Source organism: Gordonia lacunae (assembly GCF_002149015.1).
Classification (GTDB): domain Bacteria; phylum Actinomycetota; class Actinomycetes; order Mycobacteriales; family Mycobacteriaceae; genus Gordonia; species Gordonia lacunae.
In genome coordinates, this window is the sequence record NZ_NGFO01000043.1 from 1 (window position 1) to 17,964 (window position 17,964).

Annotated in this window: 18 protein-coding genes and 1 pseudogene; 14 read left to right on the top strand and 5 right to left on the bottom strand. The window is 67.5% G+C overall.

Annotated features, from left to right (window positions below):
- Positions 1-283, top strand: a 283-nt coding sequence (locus CA982_RS23885) for a transposase (protein WP_144066108.1), incomplete at its 5' end; no start/stop codon positions are given.
- A 456-nt stretch (positions 284-739) separates the two neighbouring features.
- Here the strand turns inward: CA982_RS23885 and CA982_RS23890 are convergent.
- Together CA982_RS23890 and wrbA are read right to left on the bottom strand one after the other, a co-directional pair.
- Entirely contained in the window at positions 740-1,234 is a 495-nt protein-coding gene (locus CA982_RS23890; protein ID WP_086537646.1) for an FBP domain-containing protein, read from the bottom strand.
- A 286-nt stretch (positions 1,235-1,520) separates the two neighbouring features.
- On the bottom strand, positions 1,521-2,120 hold the full coding sequence (wrbA, locus tag CA982_RS23895) for an NAD(P)H:quinone oxidoreductase (RefSeq protein WP_086537620.1): 600 nt from the start codon (positions 2,118-2,120) through the stop codon (positions 1,521-1,523).
- A 134-nt stretch (positions 2,121-2,254) separates the two neighbouring features.
- Here wrbA and CA982_RS23900 point away from each other — a divergent pair, with 134 nt between their 5' ends.
- From CA982_RS23900 to CA982_RS23930, 7 genes and pseudogenes are all read left to right on the top strand, one after another.
- Entirely contained in the window at positions 2,255-3,004 is a 750-nt protein-coding gene (locus CA982_RS23900) for a DUF72 domain-containing protein (RefSeq protein ID WP_086537621.1), read from the top strand.
- Between the two features lie 94 nt (positions 3,005-3,098).
- Positions 3,099-3,332, top strand: a complete 234-nt coding sequence (locus CA982_RS23905; RefSeq protein ID WP_086537647.1) for a DUF2510 domain-containing protein — start codon at positions 3,099-3,101, stop codon at positions 3,330-3,332.
- 79 nt (positions 3,333-3,411) lie between these two features.
- Positions 3,412-3,906, top strand: coding sequence for an RrF2 family transcriptional regulator (locus CA982_RS23910; protein ID WP_086537622.1), 495 nt, complete (start codon positions 3,412-3,414; stop codon positions 3,904-3,906).
- An 81-nt stretch (positions 3,907-3,987) separates the two neighbouring features.
- Positions 3,988-5,169 (top strand): FAD-binding oxidoreductase, encoded by a 1,182-nt coding sequence (locus CA982_RS23915; RefSeq protein ID WP_086537623.1) that lies wholly within the window; start codon positions 3,988-3,990, stop codon positions 5,167-5,169.
- Positions 5,166-5,600, top strand: a complete 435-nt coding sequence (locus CA982_RS23920; protein WP_086537624.1) for a hypothetical protein — start codon at positions 5,166-5,168, stop codon at positions 5,598-5,600. The genes CA982_RS23915 and CA982_RS23920 overlap by 4 nt, the downstream gene beginning before the upstream one ends.
- Positions 5,601-5,864: 264 nt before the next feature.
- Positions 5,865-6,122, top strand: a pseudogene (locus tag CA982_RS23925) (hypothetical protein); the annotation flags it as partial.
- Positions 6,123-6,250: 128 nt separating this feature from the next.
- A complete protein-coding gene (locus CA982_RS23930) occupies positions 6,251-6,976 on the top strand; it encodes a FadR/GntR family transcriptional regulator (RefSeq protein ID WP_086537626.1) in 726 nt (241 codons plus the stop codon).
- Between the two features lie 10 nt (positions 6,977-6,986).
- Here CA982_RS23930 and CA982_RS23935 read toward each other — a convergent pair whose 3' ends face one another.
- The 3 genes from CA982_RS23935 to CA982_RS23945 form a co-directional block, all read right to left on the bottom strand.
- Positions 6,987-8,231 (bottom strand): amidase, encoded by a 1,245-nt coding sequence (locus tag CA982_RS23935; RefSeq protein WP_425269106.1) that lies wholly within the window; start codon positions 8,229-8,231, stop codon positions 6,987-6,989.
- Between the two features lie 68 nt (positions 8,232-8,299).
- The gene (locus CA982_RS23940; protein ID WP_086537627.1) at positions 8,300-10,120 is read right to left on the bottom strand and encodes a hydantoinase B/oxoprolinase family protein; all 1,821 of its coding nucleotides are present in this window, start codon (positions 10,118-10,120) and stop codon (positions 8,300-8,302) included.
- Between the two features lies 1 nt (position 10,121).
- Positions 10,122-12,200, bottom strand: a complete 2,079-nt coding sequence (locus tag CA982_RS23945) for a hydantoinase/oxoprolinase family protein (RefSeq protein WP_086537628.1) — start codon at positions 12,198-12,200, stop codon at positions 10,122-10,124.
- Positions 12,201-12,455: 255 nt separating this feature from the next.
- On the opposite strand from CA982_RS23945, the gene CA982_RS23950 reads away from it, so the two are divergent.
- The 6 genes from CA982_RS23950 to CA982_RS27095 all read left to right on the top strand — a co-directional run bounded on the left by CA982_RS23950 (position 12,456) and on the right by CA982_RS27095 (position 17,857).
- Positions 12,456-13,013 (top strand): MaoC family dehydratase, encoded by a 558-nt coding sequence (locus tag CA982_RS23950; protein ID WP_086537629.1) that lies wholly within the window; start codon positions 12,456-12,458, stop codon positions 13,011-13,013.
- On the top strand, positions 13,010-14,224 hold the full coding sequence (locus CA982_RS23955) for a CaiB/BaiF CoA transferase family protein (RefSeq protein WP_086537630.1): 1,215 nt from the start codon (positions 13,010-13,012) through the stop codon (positions 14,222-14,224). Before CA982_RS23950 ends, CA982_RS23955 begins: the two co-directional genes overlap by 4 nt.
- Positions 14,221-15,603, top strand: coding sequence for an MmgE/PrpD family protein (locus CA982_RS23960; protein ID WP_086537631.1), 1,383 nt, complete (start codon positions 14,221-14,223; stop codon positions 15,601-15,603). The genes CA982_RS23955 and CA982_RS23960 overlap by 4 nt, the downstream gene beginning before the upstream one ends.
- Before the next feature lie 78 nt (positions 15,604-15,681).
- The gene (locus CA982_RS23965; RefSeq protein WP_086537632.1) at positions 15,682-16,845 is read left to right on the top strand and encodes an acyl-CoA dehydrogenase family protein; all 1,164 of its coding nucleotides are present in this window, start codon (positions 15,682-15,684) and stop codon (positions 16,843-16,845) included.
- Entirely contained in the window at positions 16,842-17,681 is an 840-nt protein-coding gene (locus CA982_RS23970; protein WP_086537633.1) for an HpcH/HpaI aldolase/citrate lyase family protein, read from the top strand. Before CA982_RS23965 ends, CA982_RS23970 begins: the two co-directional genes overlap by 4 nt.
- A gap of 44 nt (positions 17,682-17,725) precedes the next feature.
- The gene (locus CA982_RS27095) at positions 17,726-17,857 is read left to right on the top strand and encodes a hypothetical protein (protein ID WP_255220179.1); all 132 of its coding nucleotides are present in this window, start codon (positions 17,726-17,728) and stop codon (positions 17,855-17,857) included.
- Positions 17,858-17,964: the final 107 nt, after the last annotated feature.

Sequence of the window (17,964 nt, forward strand, 5' to 3'; positions counted from 1 at the left end):
CGCCGGCGTCGCACCCGTGCCAGTGTGGTCGGCCAACCCCGGCCGCCATCGCCTCACCCGCTCAGGCAACAGACAACTCAACGCCGCCCTGCACCGCATCGCTTTGACCCAAGCCCGCATGCCCGAGTCCCTCGGCCACACCTACTACCAACGCAAACGCGACGGAGGCAAAACCAAACGCGACGCCATGCGCTGCCTCAAGCGACGTCTGGCCCGCGTCGTCTACAACAACCTCACCCTCGATCACCACAACCGCACAACCCCACAACACGAAGCCGCTTGACATAGGAGCTATGAGGAGCGCCCGGAGCTTGCGGAGGGCGCGTCACGAAGGGTCTTGGCGAGACGAGCTTGCGAGACCCTTCGTGACGCTCGCAAGCTCGCTCCTCAGGGAGCAGTGAATGTGGTCGCGCACCGAGCACGACGGTTGTTTAGCAGTCCACGACGGCCGCCAGGCCGCAGAAACTGAGGTGCGAGGAGCGCCAGTGGTCACCCCTCCGCTCCCTGAGGTGCGAGGAGCGCAAGCGACGAGCCACGAAGGGTCCCGCAACCGTCTCACCAGGACCCTTCGTGACGCAGCCTCCGCAAGCTCCGGCCGCTCCTCAGGGAGCAGGGGTGGGGCCTCGCACGTCGGGGCAGGGTGGTGCCTCGCTCGCTTGTCGGGGAGCAGGGGGCCACGTCGGAGCAGGGGTGGGGCCTCGCTCGCACATCAGGTGCCGAGGGCGGCTCTCGGCGCGCGTCAGCTGTCGCCGCTCGCCACGCGCTGGGCGAAGCCGGCGAGATGGGTCTGCAAAGCCATGATCCGCTGTTGGCGCACGGTTTCGGGGTCGTCGGTGGCGAAGATGGCCGACGGCTTGGCGCGAACGTTCGCCGAGCATTCGAAGTTCGAGCAGATCAACGTCCCGACGGTGTTGCCCTTACGTCCAGCGGCACCGGCGAATTTCGCGCTGTAGAAGACCACCTCGTTGGGCAGGTGGACGTCTTCGCAGAACGAGCACAGCGGCCGGTTGCGCGGCTGGCGGCCGCCGAGTCGCAGCATGATCCCGACAACGTCATCGTCGGTCGGGATGATCACGTACGCGACCATCGGGAGCTTCGGATCCCGCCAGCCGGCAAAATCCAGCTTTTCCCAATCGAAGTCGTCGAAGTCGGGCGGGAGGGTCACGCTCTTGCGTTCGCGCAGCGAGGCGTTGACGAACGACGAGCGGATCTGGGCTTCGGTCAATGGATGCATGGTTGTGTACACCTCAGGTGTCGGAGGAGGAGAAGAGAGCACGATTCGACTGGCGCGGTCCGCAACTGGTGGGACGCGCGCCGATCGGGGCGGGGTGCTCAACCGTCGGCGCGCACGACGCCGACGACCTCCTCACGCCCAGAGGGCGACACACTGACAGACACGAAGACCGATGGTGAACCCCTGCGCCATCGCTGTCAACCCGTTTCCGATTCTCATCCCTCTGACAAGTCCCGTTCCCGCCCAACCGGATCGGGTGAGCGGGAACGGATTCTGGCGCGATGATTCAACCGGCGAGGAGGCCGGCGATGCCCACCACTCGTTGCGCCATGTGCGCGAGCGCGGCCTTCGTCGCGTCGTCGAGGTCGTTCTTGTTCTCCGGACCCGTGACATGGGAGACGCCGTACGGGTTGCCGTCGGCGAACTTCAGCCCGTCGGTGTAACCGGGCGGGACGAGGATGCCGCCGAAGTGCATCAGCGACGTATAGAGCCCGGTGAGCGTGGTCTCCTGGCCACCGTGTGCGGTCTGGCTCGAGGTGAAGGCGGCGTAGGCCTTGTCGGCCAATTTGCCCTCGGCCCAGAGTCCGCCGAGCGAATCGATGAACGTCTGGAACGGCGACGCGGTGCTGCCGAACCGTGTCGGGCTACCGAAGATGACCCCGTCGGCCCAGACGATGTCGTCACCGCTCGCCGCGGGCAGGTCCTTGGTTGCCTCGTAGTTCGCCGACCACGCCGGATTCTCGGCGAACGTCTCCGGATCCCGCGTCTCGGCGATGTGGCGGACACGGACCTCGGCTCCGGCGGATTCGCCTGCGTCCGACAGCGCCTGCGCCATCGCGGTGCCGTGCCCGGTGGCCGAGTAGTAGATGATCGCCAGTTTGGTCATGTGTCACTCCCGTCTCGGTGATTGGCATATGCCACCGACGGGTACCCGAAGCTCGTGATTCGACACCCACGCGAATGCCGAGTACTCGTCGTGGACGGGATTCGTAGCCCCGTCCCCAACGGATAGCCGCGACGATGCTGTTCATCGGCACCTCCGGTTGGCAGTACCGCGACTGGCGCGGCGCGTTCTACCCCGAGAAGCTCCCGCAACGCCTGTGGCTGGACTACTACGCCCAGCGGTTCCCGACCGCCGAGGTCAACAACACCTTCTATCGGCTACCGGAGAAGAAGGCGTTCGAGAACTGGGCCGAGACCGTCCCCGCCGACTTCCGGATGGCGGCGAAGATGAGTCGCTACCTGACGCACATCAAGCGACTCAAGGAGCCGGCCGAACCGGTCCAGCGCTTCCTCGACCGATCGGCGGGACTCGACGGTCGGCTGGGACCGGTACTCCTCCAGTTGCCTCCCAACCTCCGCGCGGCACCCGACGCCCTGAACGAGACGCTCGCGCGGTTCCCGAAGACGGTTCAGGTCGCGGTCGAGCCCCGGCACGACTCGTGGTGGACCAACGAGACCCGGTCGGTACTCGAACGGCACAACGCGGCGTTGTGTTGGGCCGACCGGAAGAACCGGATCCTCAATCCACTCTGGCGCACAGCAGATTTCGGATACCTGCGGCTTCACGGCGGGACGTCGCGACGACCGATGAGCTACGGGACCCGTGCGATCGACAGTTGGCTGCGGCGTCTGTCCGAGTTCTACGACGACTCGTGCGATGTGTACGTCTTCTTCAACAACGACCCGGGTTGCGCCGCTATCGACAACGCCTTCACCATGATTCGCCGTGCGGAACGAATGGGGATACCCGTAAAGACCGTCGGCTGAGCGCCCCATCGGCGGGTCCGTCGTTCGGCGGAATCGGAGCAGAGTTACCGCCCACGACGTGGGCAACGCGTCCGGCGCTCGGTACCGTGCAAGCATGTCGATCCTCCTGATGCTCGTCGTACTGCTCGCGCTGCTGGGCGTTCTCGGTGCCGGCATCGCCGGGATCGTCGTGTTCGTCTCGCGCAACTCGAGGAAATCGGCGGGCGGCGGCGTCCAGGGAGTCGTGGGTGGCTGGTACCCGGACCCGCAGGACCCGGTCATGGACCGGTACCACGACGGCCAGACCTGGACCGCTCACACCCGGCCGCACACCACTGTCGGCGACTAGGGACCCGGGCCACTTCGCGTGACCGGCATCACCACATTTAATTGGTATCAGGGTTACCAATTTATGGTCTACTGACGACATGCAGCTGACACGCTTCACCGACATCGGCCTCCGGGTCGTGATGCGGTTGGCGGTCGCGGACCAACACGGCTCTGTTGCAACAGCTCTCACCACCAAGGATCTCGCCCGGGAACTCGCGGTCCCGTACACGCACGTCGCCAAGGTCGTCGGCAGGTTGTCCGAGATGGGCGTCGTTCATGCCCGACGCGGTCGGACTGGCGGGCTGACGATCACCGAACTCGGCCGCGAGGCGCGCGTCGGATGGCTGGCGCGTTCGCTCGAAGGCGATGGCGAGGTCGTGGAATGCGAGGGCGCACAACCCTGTCCGCTACGGCACGCCTGTCGGCTCCGGGGCTCGTTGGCCCGCGCGGTCGCGGCCTTCTACGAGAGCTTGGACGCCGAGACGGTCGCCGACCTCGCCCGCGAGCCGACGACCGCCGTGTTGTTGTCGCTCACGCCGCGTCCGTCCGGTGACGGGTCGTCCGCGACGACGTCCCGACGCCTCGGCTCCTGACCCGTCCCGGACGAAACGGGCCCGGTGACGCCCCAGATTCCCTGCGCACCAACCGATGAGCAGATGAACAAAGGAGTTCTCATGCTGTCTGACACCCAACGCGCGACGATCGCCGCCACGCTCCCCGCCGTCGAAGGATCGCTCGGGGAGATCACCCCGCGGTTCTATCGGGGACTCTTCGCTGCGCACCCGGGCCTGCTCGACAATCTCTTCAACCGGACTCACCAGAAATCGGGTGAACAGTCGCAGGCGCTCGCCGGTTCGATCGCCGCGTTCGCCCGTCTCCAGCTCGAACCAGACATCCGTCGACAGCGCTTCATCCTCGATCGCATCGCTCACAAGCATGCGTCGCTCGGGGTGACCGCCGAGCAGTATGCCGTTGTGCACGAACATCTCTTCGCGGCGATCGTCGACGTACTCGGTGCCGCGGTCACCCCCGAGGTCGCCGACGCCTGGGACCAGCTCTACTGGGACATGGCCGACCTGCTCATCGCGTCCGAAGCGCAGCTGTATGCCGACGCCCAGGTCGATCCCGGACAGGTCTGGCGACAGGTGCGGGTCACCGAGCGCGTGCAAATCTCACCCGACACGATCGCCCTGACCGTGTCGGAGATCGACGGGCGTTTGCCGGGATTTCGTCCCGGACAGTACATCTCGGTACAGGTTCCGCTTCTCGACGGTGCTCGCCAGATCCGTCAGTACAGTCTCACCGGTTCACCGGCCGAGTCGCGATGGCGGTTCAGTGTCAAACTCGCCGGCGAGGTGTCGGCGCATCTGCACGAGCAGATCTTCGAGGGCGATCTCCTCGATGTCAGCACGCCGTTCGGTGACCTGGTCCTGCCCGACGACGACGCGCCGCTTCTGCTCGCCTCGGCAGGTATCGGCTGTACACCTGTCATCGGTTTGCTGACCGCGCTGTCGGAGGGGCACGACACCCGGCCGGTGACCGTGCTCCATGCCGACCGTTCGCGGGATCGTCAACCGCACCGCGGAATGCTGGCCGCGCTGGTCGATTCACTGCTTTCGGGCCGTCTGATCCAGTGGTACGAGCACACGTCGCCTCACGTGGTGTCCGACTCGATCCGGGTCGGACAGATGACGCTCGACGACGTCGACATCGATCGCGACTCGCACGTCATGCTGTGTGGACCAACCGGATTCCTCTCGTCGATGCGCGCGGCATTCCTCGACCACGAGGTCGACGAGAGCCGAATTCACTACGAGACATTCGGTCCGGAACTGCTGCGCACCGGCGCCCGATGAGCACCGCGGCTGCGGTCGTCACCGCGCTGACCTTCGTGTGGCTCGGCATGGTGTTCGCCATCTCGTTCATCGAGGCTCCGCTGAAGTTCCGCGCACCCGGGGTGACCCTGCCCATCGGGCTCGGCATCGGCCGGTTGGTGTTCCGCGCGCTGAACGCAGCCGAGATCATCTGGGCAGCAGGTATTCTTGTCGCCGTCCTGGTGGGCTCCTGGCTGGGTCTCGCCGAGCCGATTGCGGCCGTCGTGGCGATCGCCGCGCTCGCGATCCAGGTGGCGGTCGTACGACCCGCCCTGACCAAGCGATCTGACGCGGTGCTCGCCGGGCACGAGGGGCCGCGCAGTCACGCCCACCTCGTGTACGTCGGATTCGAGGTCGTGAAGGTCGTCGCACTCATCTGGCTCGGCGTCGCCGTGCTGATCGGCGCGACCTGACCGGTGGCCGCGGGGCGGTGGTCGGCCGGCGCCCACCGAGGAGCGAGCTTGCGAGCGTTCTCTGTTCCCTGAATCGAATGAACCACAGCAGGGCGGGCCCGCGACCGGCAGACTTCAACTCGACCGATGGACTTCGATCGAGGTCTAGGAGTCGAGTTGAAGTCTGTCGGTCACGGAATGGGGCAGGGGGGTGGCGCTTCGCAAGCTCCGGGATTGTCGTACCCCCGGCATAGCGTGTAGCCGAATCACGCCGACGAGGGGACTTCGATGCCGACCAGGATCGCCGCACTGAGAAACCACGACGCCGCCACACTCACCGGCTATCTCGAGGTGTGTGACGACCAGTGGGAGCACTGGCAGAGCAGGGCCAACACTGCTCGACTGGCGGGCGCCGATTCTCGGACCATCCGGTTCTACGACGCCGAGGCCGCGTACTGGAGCCGCTTCGCGGAGATGCTTCGCACCGCGATCGCGGAGGTCGAGGCGTCGACCCGGCGCACCAGCCGCCGACGATCGGCCTGACGTACCGGCGCCGACCACGCAGGGGTGTCCACCCCCGCCGATGACATCCGAAAGCCGTTGCCGCAGTGTCGGCTCCGGGTCGTCGATCTGGTAAGTTGGGTCACACCCATCCACGATCGGAAGATGTTGTGACGGAAGCGAATAAGTCCGGCCGGCGCCCGGCGTACCAGGTCGTGGCCGACGCGCTCCGGGTACGCATCCTGGCGGGAGAACTGACCCCCGGTACGCGGTTGCCTCCCGACACCGAGTTGCGGGCCGAGTTCGGAGTGGGGCAGAGCACCGTCCGGGAGGCCATCCGCTCGCTGGCCAGCGAGAATCTGGTCCACACCACACGCGGGGTCACCGGCGGGACCTTCGTCGCCACCCCCGACATCGGGCAGCTGAGCGCCCACCTCGAAGCCGGGGTCACCCTGCTCGCGGCGGCCGAGGGGGTGACCGTCGACCAGCTGATGGAGGTCCGGCAGCTCACCGAGGTCCCCGCCGCCGGGGTCGCCGCCTACCGCCACACCGACGCGCACCTGGAAGAGTTGCGCGCCACCATCTTCGATCCCCTGGGCGAGATCGGTCCCGAGGTGTACGCGAACAACCAGGAATTCCATCGCGTGCTGCTCCGCGCCGCCGACAACCCGCTCCTCGACCTCATCACCGTGCCGGTCTTCCGGGTGATCGGCAGCCGGTTCAGCCGGGACACCGCACCCGAGGACTTCTGGAAGTGCGTCGACGAAGACCACCGGGCCATCCTCGAGGCGGTCGAGGCGCGGGACTCGATGACCGCGATGACGCTCATGCGCCGCCACCTCGACCACCTCGGCGACGTCTACAAACAGATGGACCTGCTCCGACGCCAGAGCTGACGCGGGCGCCTCACCCGTCCACGCGGACCGGCGGGCGTCGACGGTGCCAGTCGGTGTGCTCCTGGTATTGCTCGGCCAGCGCGAACAGCGTGGCCTCGGCGCCGTGGGCCGCGGTCAGCTGAGCCCCGATCGGCATCCCGGACGGGTGAACTCCCACCGGCAGCGCGAGCGTCGGGCCGTCGTGCAACGACCACGGGTAGGTCAGCTGCCCCATCCGACGCGCCTGTTCCACCACCGCATCACCACCACCCAGCAGTGGGACGTCGACGGGCATCGCCGGCGTGAGGACCGCGTCCACCGTGGCGAACACATCCAGCAGGGCCGAACGGAACTCGTCGCGCCGCCGCAGCGCGCCGACCAGCTGCTCATCGGAGATGCTGAGTCCCAGCCGGATTCGCTCACGAGTCGCCGGTTGGAACCGACTCGGCTCGTCGCGCAACCGCTCCGCGTGGGTCTTCGCGAGATCGGCGTAGATCAGCGTGTAGACCACGTCCTGTGCCGTGTCGGCCAGGGGCACAGGCATGTCGACGATCGTGTGACCAAGCCGGTGTAGCAGGTCGGCGGTCCCGAGCACCGCGTCACGAATCGCCGGGTCGACCTCGTCGGTGACGAACGGCCAGGGCACCGCGACACGCATCGGCCCGGCGGACCCCGGTCCGGGGTCGGAGCCGGCGAGCACCGCGAACGTCTCCCGCACCTGAGCGGCCGATCGTGCCAGCGGACCGACGGTGTCGAAATCCGCGCTCACCGGAAAGATCCCGGTCATGTCGAGCACGCCGACGGACGGACGCAGGCCGGTCACACCGCAGCACGCGGCAGGCAGGCGGATCGATCCGCCCGTGTCGGTGCCGAGCGAGACATCGACGACTCCCGCCGCCACCGCGACACCGGAACCGCCGCTCGAACCGCCGGGCACTCGCGTCGGATCCCACGGGTTCACCGGCCCACCCGAGGCCGAGTTCTGACTCGTCACACCGACGGCGAACTCGGCGAGATTCAGCGTCGAGGTGATGACGGCACCGGCCTGCTTCAACGCGGTCACGCACGCCGCGTCGGCAGATGCCACCCGGTCGGCGAAGTACTCGGACCCACAGGTGGAGCGCACTCCGCCGACCTCGATGTTGTCCTTCACGCCGATCCGCAGCTCGGATAGTGGACCGGATGCGGCATCGGGGTCAACGCCGGATTGTTCGGGCACCCACGAGATGACGGTGTTGAGCTGCTCGGCGACGGAGACGATGTCGGCTGAACGCACCCCGCCCGGTCCGCTCCCGACGCCGGAGGGGCCGACGACAGGATCGCCGGCCCCTCCGAAGTCACCGGTCAGGACGCCACCCGGGAGGCGCGGAGTTGCTCGGTGGCCGCCGCGTCAACGGTCCAGTCGTCGGTGTTCACGACGACACCGTAGTCCTGGCGCGCCTCGTCCGCGGTCAGGTACTCGTCCCACACGTCGGAGAGCACCGCGAACGGGTCGCGCAGGAACGGGTCGCCGAAGCCGCCGCCCGAGGGCATCCGGATCTCGAGACGCTCGCCCTCGCGGATGACCTCCTGGGTCACCTTGGAGAACAACACTTCCTCGTCCGGCGTACCGGGGTTGCGGACGAACGATCCCGACGCGCCGTCGCCACCGCCGAGAGCGCCGGCGGGCGGGTCGGTACGGTTGTCGGCTTCGGAACCCAGGAAGGTGTCGGTCTGCATGTACCAGGTCCGCACGCTGCCGATGCCGCCACGCCACTGGCCGGGGGCCGGCGACTCGTCGCGGAGTTCGTAGCGTTCCGCGCGCATGGCGTGATTGAGCTCGAGTTCCTCGATGGGGTTGTTGCGGGTGTTGGCCATCAGGGCGTCGACGGCGTCCATGCCGTCCTTGCCGTTACGGGCGCCGTAGGAACCCTCGTTGATTTCGATGTACACCCAGTACGACTCGCCGTCCTCGGCCAGACCGGAGTAGGCGATGGCGCACAGCGCGGCCGACGACCCGGCGATCGCCCGCTCGGGCAGCACCGGCGCGAGCGCCAGGTTGATCGAGTCGAAGATGCGGTTGACCTGTGAGAAGCGAGCGAAGCACGAGGCCGGGAAGTCCGGGTTGAAGATCGTGCCCTCCGGCGCGTAGGCGCGCACAGGACGGAAACAGCCGTCGTTCTGCGGGACGAACTCCTCGGTGAGGTGCTCGTCGAGCAGGATCGTGCGGATGGCGCTGACCGCGACCGGCAGCACCGAGCCCTCGAACGGCACGTTGAACGCGGTCGGCACCTGATCGTTCGAGCCGGTGAGGTCGATGAGGACGTCCTCGTCCTCGACCTGCACGCGCACCGCGACCTTCAGCGGCACACCGCGGTTCTTGCCGTCGTCGTCGAGGTAACCGATCGGGGCTTCGTAGCTGCCGTTGGGGATCTGGCGGATCCGGCTGCGCAGCATCTCTTCCGAGTAGTCCATCCACCGGTCGGCGGCGCTCATCACGACGTCGAGTCCGTACTTCTCCAGCAGTTCGACGAACCGCTTCTCGCCGATGCGCGAACACGCGATGAGCGCCTCGAGGTCGCCGCGGTTCTGTTCCGGGGTTCGCACGTTGTCCAGGATGTGCTGGATCAGCATGTCGTTGCGGACGCCGCCGTCGTAGATCTTCATCGAGTCCATCAGCTTGCCCTCGGCCCAGACGTCGACGACGTCCATGCACAGGCCGGGGAAGTTGCCGCCGATGTCGGAGACGTGGCCGGTGCAGCCGGCGAAACCGATGTGTTCACCCTCCCAGAAGATCGGGATGATCACGCCGTAGTCGGGGGAGTGCGCCGCACCGTGATAGGGGTGGTTGTGCAGGATCACGTCACCCGGCTTGTAGGTCCCGGCGAGTTTGCGATTCACGCCGCGGATGTAGGCGGGGATCGAACCGCAGTGCATCGGAGTCGAATCCGACTCGCACAGTTCGCGACCGTTGACGTCGAAGATGCCCGCGCCGAGATCCTCGGACTCGCGGATCAGGCTCGAGTACGCCATCCGGTAGAGGACCTGGGCCATCTCCTTGGCCATCGAGTTCAGCGCACCACCGATGACGCGCAGCGTGATCGGGTCGACCTCGACGGTGTTCCATGTCCGGTTCGCCTCGGCGGCAAGCGAAACGCCGTCCGTGGGCATCAGGGCCTTCGCCATGTCAGGCGCTCCTCTCGATGATGATGTGACCGACGGCGTCGACCGTGGCCTTCTGTCCGATACCGACGATGGTCGTCGAATCGAACTGCTGCACGATGGCCGGGCCCTCGAAGGTGTTGCCCGCCTTGAACAGTGCGCGGTCGTAGACGGGGGTGTCGACCCACTCCGGGTCGGCCGAGTCGTTCTTCCAGAACAGTGCCCGGGTGGTCGCCTTGATCGCGGCCGACGCGTCGGCGTCGCCCTTCTCGATCTCGGAGATCCGGATGTGCTCGACGGCGCCGACACCGGTCACGCGGATGTTGACCAGCTGGACCGGCTTGTCGTCGAACCGCTGGGAATAGGTGCGGCCGTGCACCTCGTGGAAGGTGGCCGCGGTCTGCTCGACCCACTCGGCGGTGATCTCACCCGCCGGCGCGGGGACGCGCAGCTCGTAACCCTGTCCGACATAACGGCAGTCGACGCTGCGCTCGAGGGTGATCGCGTCCTCGGCGATGCCGTCGGCGCGCAACTGGGCGACCGCCTGCTCGGAGAGGCGATCCATCTCGCGTCGCAGGAGTTCGAGATCCGGTTCGGCCGACGAGGTCCACACGGTGGTCGGGACCTCGTAGCGCACGTCGGTGGTCAGCAGGCCGACGGCCGAGGTGATCCCGGGGTGGCCGGGCACGATGACGCGCGGGATGCCCAGGTGCTCGGCGATCTGCCAGGCGTACAGCGGCCCGGCGCCACCCTCGGCGACGAGCGAGAACTCGCGCGGGTCATAGCCTTTACGCACCGAGTGCAGCGAGATGGCCTCGGTCATCGAATGCGCGAGGATCTGGAAGATGCCCATCGCGGCGTGTTCCAGATCAGCGCCGAGCTTGTCGGCGATGTGGGTCCTGACCGCCTCGGTGGCGAGTTCGGGCTTGACCTCCATGGTCCCCGACAGGAAGCTGTCGGCGCCGAGCCAGCCCATGACGACCATGGCGTCGGTCGACGTGGGCTCGGTGCCGCCGCGGTTGTAGCAGGCCGGCCCGGGCATCGCGCCCGCGCTGCGCGGGCCGACGCGGAACATGCCGCCCTCGTCGATGCTGGCGATCGAGCCGCCGCCGGCGCCGATGGTGTCGACCTCGGCCATCGGGACCATCGCGTGATAGTCGCCGATCCGGGTGTCGAGGAGGTGCTTCATACGCAGCTTCCCGTCGGGCGCGACGCCGATGTCGGCGGAGGTACCGCCCACGTCGAGGGTGATGACGCTCGGGTATCCCGATGCCTTGCCGATGAAGCAACCGCCGAGCAGGCCGGCGACGACGCCGCTGGTCAACAACGAGACGGGCACCTCGCTCGCACTTCGTGAGGTGACGAGGCCGCCGGCGGAGGTCATGAGGTGGACGTCTTCACCGACTTGCGCATCCTTGGCCTTGCCGGCGAGGTTCTCGATGTAGCGCGAGGTCTTGGGACCGACGAAGGCGTTGAGGGCCGTCGTGGAGAAGCGCTCGTACTCGCGGTACTGCGACGCGACGTCGCTCGAGAGCGAGACGAACACGCCGGGGTACTCCTCGGCGATGATCTCGCGGACGCGACGCTCGTGCGTCGGGTTGCGGTAGGCGTGCAGGAACGCGACCGCGATCGCCTCGACACCGCGCTCGCGGAGCAGGCCGATCTCACGACGAACGGCGTCCTCGTCGAGCGGGGTCAGCACGTTGCCCGCGGCGTCGATCCGTTCCGCGACGGTCCGCCGGTTGCGGCGGGGGACCAGCTGCCATTTCTGCCAGGGCAGGTCCTGGTAGTTGGAGTAGTTCAAGGGGCGCTTCTTGCGCGCGATGTGCAGGAGGTCCCGGAAGCCGTCGGTGGTGATCATGCCGACGTCGCTGCCGTTGTGCTCCAGCACGATGTTGGTGGCCACGGTGGTGCCGTGGAAGAACATCTCGATGTCCGCGACGTCGATGCCCGCGCGTTCGGCGAGCACCCCGATCCCGTCCATCGTGCCGATCGAGGGATCGTGGTTGGTCGACGGCGTCTTGTGCACCGTGACCGTCCCGTCGTCGTCCCACAGGACCAGGTCGGTGAACGTGCCGCCCACATCCACGCCGATTCGCTTCATCGAAACTCGCTTCCTCTGTTCATGCCGTCACCCCGACGTCGTCAGCTGTGTACCCGATGACGGGAGTGATCTGAGCCATAGCTGCGCTGGGGAGCATCATGCAATACATCGGATGGTTTCGGCAACACCTGGATGTAAATTCGAGGTATCGCCAGGACGAACCAGCCCTTGACGTACTAAAGATCAGATGTTTAAGGTGGTCCGCGTCACGGCTCGTTGTGTGTACCCCACGACGCCGCACCCTGAGGAGGACCATTGACCACCCATCCCGCCACGCTCGGACGCTTCTTCGAGGACTACGTCGTGGGCGACGTCTACCAACACCCGATGGGCCGCACCATCACCGACACCGACAACGCGTGGATCACGTGCCTGTCGATGAACACCAACCAGAACCACTTCAACGAACACCTGGCCGCGACGAATCCCATCACCGACGGCAAGGTCATCGTGAACTCGGGCCTGACCATCGCCCTGGTGCTCGGACTCTCGGTCATCGACATGAGCCAGAACGCGGTCGCGAACCTGCAGTTCACCGATGTCAAGCTCGCGCACCCGGTGTACGTCGGCGACACCATCTACGCCGAGAGCATCTGCACCGACCTCCGGCTGTCGCAGTCCCGTCCGTACGCGGGCATCGTGTCGATGGTGACGCGCGGCGTGAACCAGGACGGCGAGGTCGTCATCTCCTGGAAGCGTTCGGTGATGGTCGCGACCCGCGAGAGCGGCATCGGGCAGAACTACTTCCCCGAGGTCAAGGCACCGTCGCTCACCGAACTGACCGCGGAGAGCTCGGCGGAGGCGACCCGATGAGGCCGCTCGAGGACGTCCGGATCATCGCGATAGAGCAGTACGGCGCGGGTCCGTTCGGCAGTGTCCATCTGGCCGATCTCGGTGCCGACGTTCTCAAGATCGAGGAGCCGAAGTCCGGCGGCGACGTCGGCCGATATGTGCCGCCCTATAACACCGGCGAGGACTCGCTGTTCTTCGAGGCCTTCAACCGTAACAAGCGCAGCCTCTCCCTCGACCTCGGAACACCGGGCGGGCGAAGGGTTTTCGAGGATCTCGTGCGGACCAGCGACGCCGTGTACTCGAACCTGCGCGGCGACGTCCCGGCGAAGATGAAGATCACCTACGACGACCTCAAGCACCTGAACCCGGCGATCGTGTGCTGCAGTCTCACCGGCTTCGGCATGACCGGTCCGCGAGCGAAGCAGCCCGGCTACGACTACATCCTGCAGGGTCTCGCCGGCTGGATGGACCTCACCGGCGATCCCGACGGTCCACCCACCAAATCGGGTCTGTCGCTGGTCGACTTCTCCGGCGGATTCGTCGCCGCGCTGAGCCTGCTGGCCGGTCTGCACGCCGCGCGACGCGACGGCGTCGGCGGTGACTGCGATGTCTCGCTGTACGACACCGCGGTCTCGATGCTCACCTACCCGGCGGCCTGGCACCTCAATGCCGGTTACCGTCCCGGACGGACGAAGAACTCCGCGCATCCCTCTCTCGTCCCGTTCCAGGCGTTCGAGGCCGCCGACGGCTGGTTCGTCGTCGGCTGTGCCAAGGAGAAGTTCTGGGTGCGCCTCGCCGAGGCGATCGGTCTGGCGGAGTTGCTCGACGACCCGCGCTTCACCGACTTCGCCGCGCGCGGCCAGCACAAGGACGAACTCCTTCCGTTGCTGGAGAAGCGGTTTGCCGAGGCATCGGTCGAGCACTGGGTGGGGCTGCTGACCACCGCAGGTGTGCCCACCGGCCCGATCAACGACGTCGAGCAGGCACTCACCGAGGAGCACACGCTCGCGCGCGGCCTCATCGCGACGACCGAACACGAGGTGTGGGGCGAGGTGCGCCAGGTGACCTCACCGGTGCGCTTCGGCGCCGAGCAGCCCGAGTATCGTCGGGCACCACATCGCAACGAGAACTTCGACGAGGTGATGAGCCTGCTGGGATACAGCGCCGAGGACATCCGGGGTCTCGTCGACGACGGTGCGTTCGGCGCCCTCGCGCAGCAGGCTCCGTCGTGACCGCCCGCCGGATCGCGAGCTGGGCCGCCGGCCTGACCATCGACGCCATTCCCGAGACCACCCGTCGCGCCGCACTCCGGCACCTCCTCGACGGCATCGGGAACGGCGTCGGTGCCCGCCGGCTCGACCAGGGCGGACCGGGTCTGTCGGTCGCCCGCGGGCTCGGCGGTCCGGCGCAAGCACATCCCCTCGGGGACGCAGAGGCGATCTCCGCCCCGGCGGCGGCGTTCGCCAACGGCGTGCTGATGCACGCGCTCGACTTCGACGACACGCACGCCGGCGCGCTGGTGCACCCGACCACGGTCGTCGCCCCGGCGGTGCTGGCGGTCGCCGAGGAGGTCGACGCCACCGGGGCGCAGGCGCTGATCGCGCTGGTGGCCGGACTGGAGACGGCCTGCCGTCTCGGCGCGGTCGCTCCCCACGGCTTCCACTCACGCGGGCTGCACGCCACCGCCGTCGTCGGTCCGCTCGCCGGGGCCGTCGCCGCCGGACTCCTCTACGGTGCCGACGCCGATGCGCTCACCGATGCGATCGGCATCGCAGCGTCGTCGTCGGGCGGCTTGCTCGAGTTCCTCGACACGGGCGCCAACACCAAGACCTTGCACCCCGGCAATGCCGGATTCAGTGGCGTGCTGGCCGCGCGGTTGGCCATGGCCGGTGCCAGCGGCCCGGAGTCGGTGCTGGAGGGCAGGCGCGGACTCTACCGTGCGCTCGCCGACCGCGACATCGACCCCGACGCGATCGTCGCCGACCTCGGAACACGCTGGGAGAGCGCCAGTATCGGTATCAAACCGTATCCGAGCTGCCAGCTCATGCACGCGTCACTCGATGCAGTGGGTGCCGCCCTCGACTCCGCACGTGAGCAGGGACTCGGCGCCTCGCCCACGCGAATCACCGCCATGACGGTCGACGTGCATCCCGACAGCCTGGACATCGTGTGCGGACCCGGGACAGGTACCCGGGCACCGCGCAGTGTCTACGACGCCAAGTTCGACCTCCCGTGGAGCGTCGCCGCGCTCGTCCACGACGGGGCGGTCACCGTGGACACCTACGCCGAGGACTCGATCGTGCGACCCGATGTCGCGGCGACCGCCGGTCTCGTCGACGTCGTCTCCGCACCCGATGATCGCCCGGCCGCCGACGCCGCCGGCCGGGCGGTCATCACCTTCGACGACGGCAGCCGGGTCGTCGGCGAGGTGCCGTGCAGCCGCGGCACCTCCGGCCGACCGATGGACGACGCCGCGGTCGCCGAGAAGTTCCGGCGCAACAGCGGTGGGGGCGCCGACGCGGACGCTCTGGTCGAGGTTGTCTTCGGGCTGGGCGACGCCCCGTCTGTCCGGCCGGTCCTGAGCCTCGCGGCCGCCGTCGTCGCCGGCTGACACCGGTCTTCTCGCCTGCGGTCGGCGCAGACACCACCGCGGTTCTCCTGGCCCATCATTCAGATCAAGGATTCCACAATGGATTTTAGCTTCAACTCCGAACAGCGCGACTTCCGTGCGGCCCTGCGTCAGCTCGTCGACAAGGAGATCATCCCGGTCGCCAACGAATGGGAGCGCACCGGCAGGTATCCCACCGAGATCGTCGACCGGCTGCGGGAGATGGGGCTGTTCGGGATCACCACACCGGAGGAGTTCGGCGGACTCGAACTCGACATGGTGTCGTTCACCCTCGTCTACGAGGAGCTCGCCCGCGGCTGGATGGGCATCGCGGGCATCCTCGGCAGTCACAACCTGTCCTGCTGGATGATCTCGCGGCACGGCACAGACGAGCAGAAGGCGCAGTGGCTCCCGCGTCTGGCGAGTGGCGAGTGCCGCACCGGTATCGGTCTCACCGAGCCCGGGGCCGGAACCGATCTCCAGGGCATCACGACCACCGCAACCAAGGACGGCGACGACTACGTCATCCGCGGCACCAAGACCTGGATCACCAACGCGCGACACGCGAATGTGCTTCCGGTGCTGGTGAAGACGGACCCGACCGCCAGCCCGGCGCACAAGGGCATGAGCATCCTGCTGGTGGACACCACGACTCCCGGCTTCGAGGTCCAGCGCGACATGGGCAAGCTCGGCTACAAGGGCACCGAGTCCTGCGAGATCTTCCTCGACGAGGTGCGCGTCCCGCAGTCGACGCTGCTCGGGGGCGTCGAGGGCCGCGGTATGCAGCAGGCGCTGTCGGGCCTCGAGATCGGGCGCCTCAACATCGCCGGACGTAGTGTCGGCATCGCCCAGGCATCCTACGACGCGGCGTTGAACTACTCACGCGAGCGGACGGCATTCGGTAAGCCGATCTCGGACTTCCAGGCCATCCAGCTCAAGCTCGCCGACATCGCCACCCAGCTGCAGGCGGCCCGTCTGATGACGTACTGGGCTGCGGCCAAGGCGGATTCGGGTGCCCGGGTGGACGGCGAGGCCGGCATGGCCAAATACTTCGCCTCCGAGACGGCGATCTCGGCAAGCCTCGAGGCGATGCGCATCCACGGCGGCTACGGCTACTCGACCGAGTTCAACGTCGAGCGCTACTACCGGGACGCGCCGCTGATGTCGATCGGTGAGGGCACCAACGACATCATGCGCACGGTCATCGCCAAGGCCTTGGTCAGCGGCTCCGTCACCGTCGGATGAACCCCGCGCTGATCTTCCTGTACGTCCCGGGGGACCGGCCGGAGCGGTTCGACAAGGCGGCGGGCTCGGATACGGACGCGATCGTCCTCGACCTCGAGGACGCGGTCCCGCTTGCGGGGAAGGACTCCGCACGCATCGCGGTCGGCGAATGGCTGGCGAGCCCAGACCGCGCGGGTGTGCCCGCCTGGGTGCGGGTGAACCCGGGCCCAGAACTGCTCGACGACCTGACCATGGCGGTCCGGGCCGGAGCCGACGGGGTCTGGCTGCCCAAGGTCGACGACGCGGCGACGCTCGACCGGGTGGACGGTCTGCTGACGGAACTGGAAGCCGAGTTCGGCGGCCCGCGAACGCCGGTGTCGCCGCTCATCGAGACCGGTGCCGGCCTGTGCAACGCGGTATCGATCGCGGCGGGCCCGCGGGTGGCGTTCGTCCAGATCGGTGAGGTCGACCTCGCCGCGGATCTCGGTGTCTCGCCGGTGGTTGGCAACGAATTGCTCTGGGCACGTTCGCAAGTGGTGGCCGCTTCGGCCGCTGCGAAGATCCGTCCGCCCCTGGCCGCGGCGTCGCCGGACATCGAGGACGTCGACGGATACGAGGTCGAGACCCGGCAACTCATCGGTCTCGGCTTCTTCGGCCGGGCGTGCATCCATCCGCGGCAGATCGCCCCGGCGCGAGCCGGGATGACCCCGGCCGAGTCCGAGGTCGCCGCTGCCCGCGATGTCCTGTCCGCGTTCGACGCGGCGGGTGGTGCTGCGGCCACCGACAGCGCCGGACGCCTCATCGACGAGGCCGTCGCGCGGATCGCCCGGCGAACTCTGGCCCGGCAGTCGACGTAGGATCGACAGCGCCGGGTCGGGATGACTCCACGGTGTCCTGCTCGGTGCCGGACCCGACCCCTCACGCGAACATCGAAACGGAGACGAACATGGTGGACAACATCCTGTGGCAGGCGATCCAGGACAACGAGCTGGCACTCGCCGTGCTGCAGTACGTGTTCTCCGGCGTCAAGTAGACGCCTCCCGGCGCCCCGCGTGCACTCACGAGCGTCGAGACGGGAAACTGTGGCAGGCAAGATGTTTGCGAACCGATGGCCCAGCCGAACTCCTGGTGACAGCTCGA

Excerpts from the sequence above, each read along its gene's own strand:
- CA982_RS23890 (WP_086537646.1), bottom strand. The coding sequence starts at position 1,234 with ATGCATCCATTGACCGAAGCCCAGATCCGCTCGTCGTTCGTCAACGCC.
- wrbA (WP_086537620.1), bottom strand. The coding sequence starts at position 2,120 with ATGACCAAACTGGCGATCATCTACTACTCGGCCACCGGGCACGGCACC.
- CA982_RS23900 (WP_086537621.1), top strand. The coding sequence starts at position 2,255 with ATGCTGTTCATCGGCACCTCCGGTTGGCAGTACCGCGACTGGCGCGGC.
- CA982_RS23905 (WP_086537647.1), top strand. The coding sequence starts at position 3,099 with ATGTCGATCCTCCTGATGCTCGTCGTACTGCTCGCGCTGCTGGGCGTT.
- CA982_RS23910 (WP_086537622.1), top strand. The coding sequence starts at position 3,412 with ATGCAGCTGACACGCTTCACCGACATCGGCCTCCGGGTCGTGATGCGG.
- CA982_RS23915 (WP_086537623.1), top strand. The coding sequence starts at position 3,988 with ATGCTGTCTGACACCCAACGCGCGACGATCGCCGCCACGCTCCCCGCC.
- CA982_RS23920 (WP_086537624.1), top strand. The coding sequence starts at position 5,166 with ATGAGCACCGCGGCTGCGGTCGTCACCGCGCTGACCTTCGTGTGGCTC.
- CA982_RS23940 (WP_086537627.1), bottom strand. The coding sequence starts at position 10,120 with ATGGCGAAGGCCCTGATGCCCACGGACGGCGTTTCGCTTGCCGCCGAG.
- CA982_RS23945 (WP_086537628.1), bottom strand. The coding sequence starts at position 12,200 with ATGAAGCGAATCGGCGTGGATGTGGGCGGCACGTTCACCGACCTGGTC.
- CA982_RS23955 (WP_086537630.1), top strand. The coding sequence starts at position 13,010 with ATGAGGCCGCTCGAGGACGTCCGGATCATCGCGATAGAGCAGTACGGC.
- CA982_RS23965 (WP_086537632.1), top strand. The coding sequence starts at position 15,682 with ATGGATTTTAGCTTCAACTCCGAACAGCGCGACTTCCGTGCGGCCCTG.
- CA982_RS23970 (WP_086537633.1), top strand. The coding sequence starts at position 16,842 with ATGAACCCCGCGCTGATCTTCCTGTACGTCCCGGGGGACCGGCCGGAG.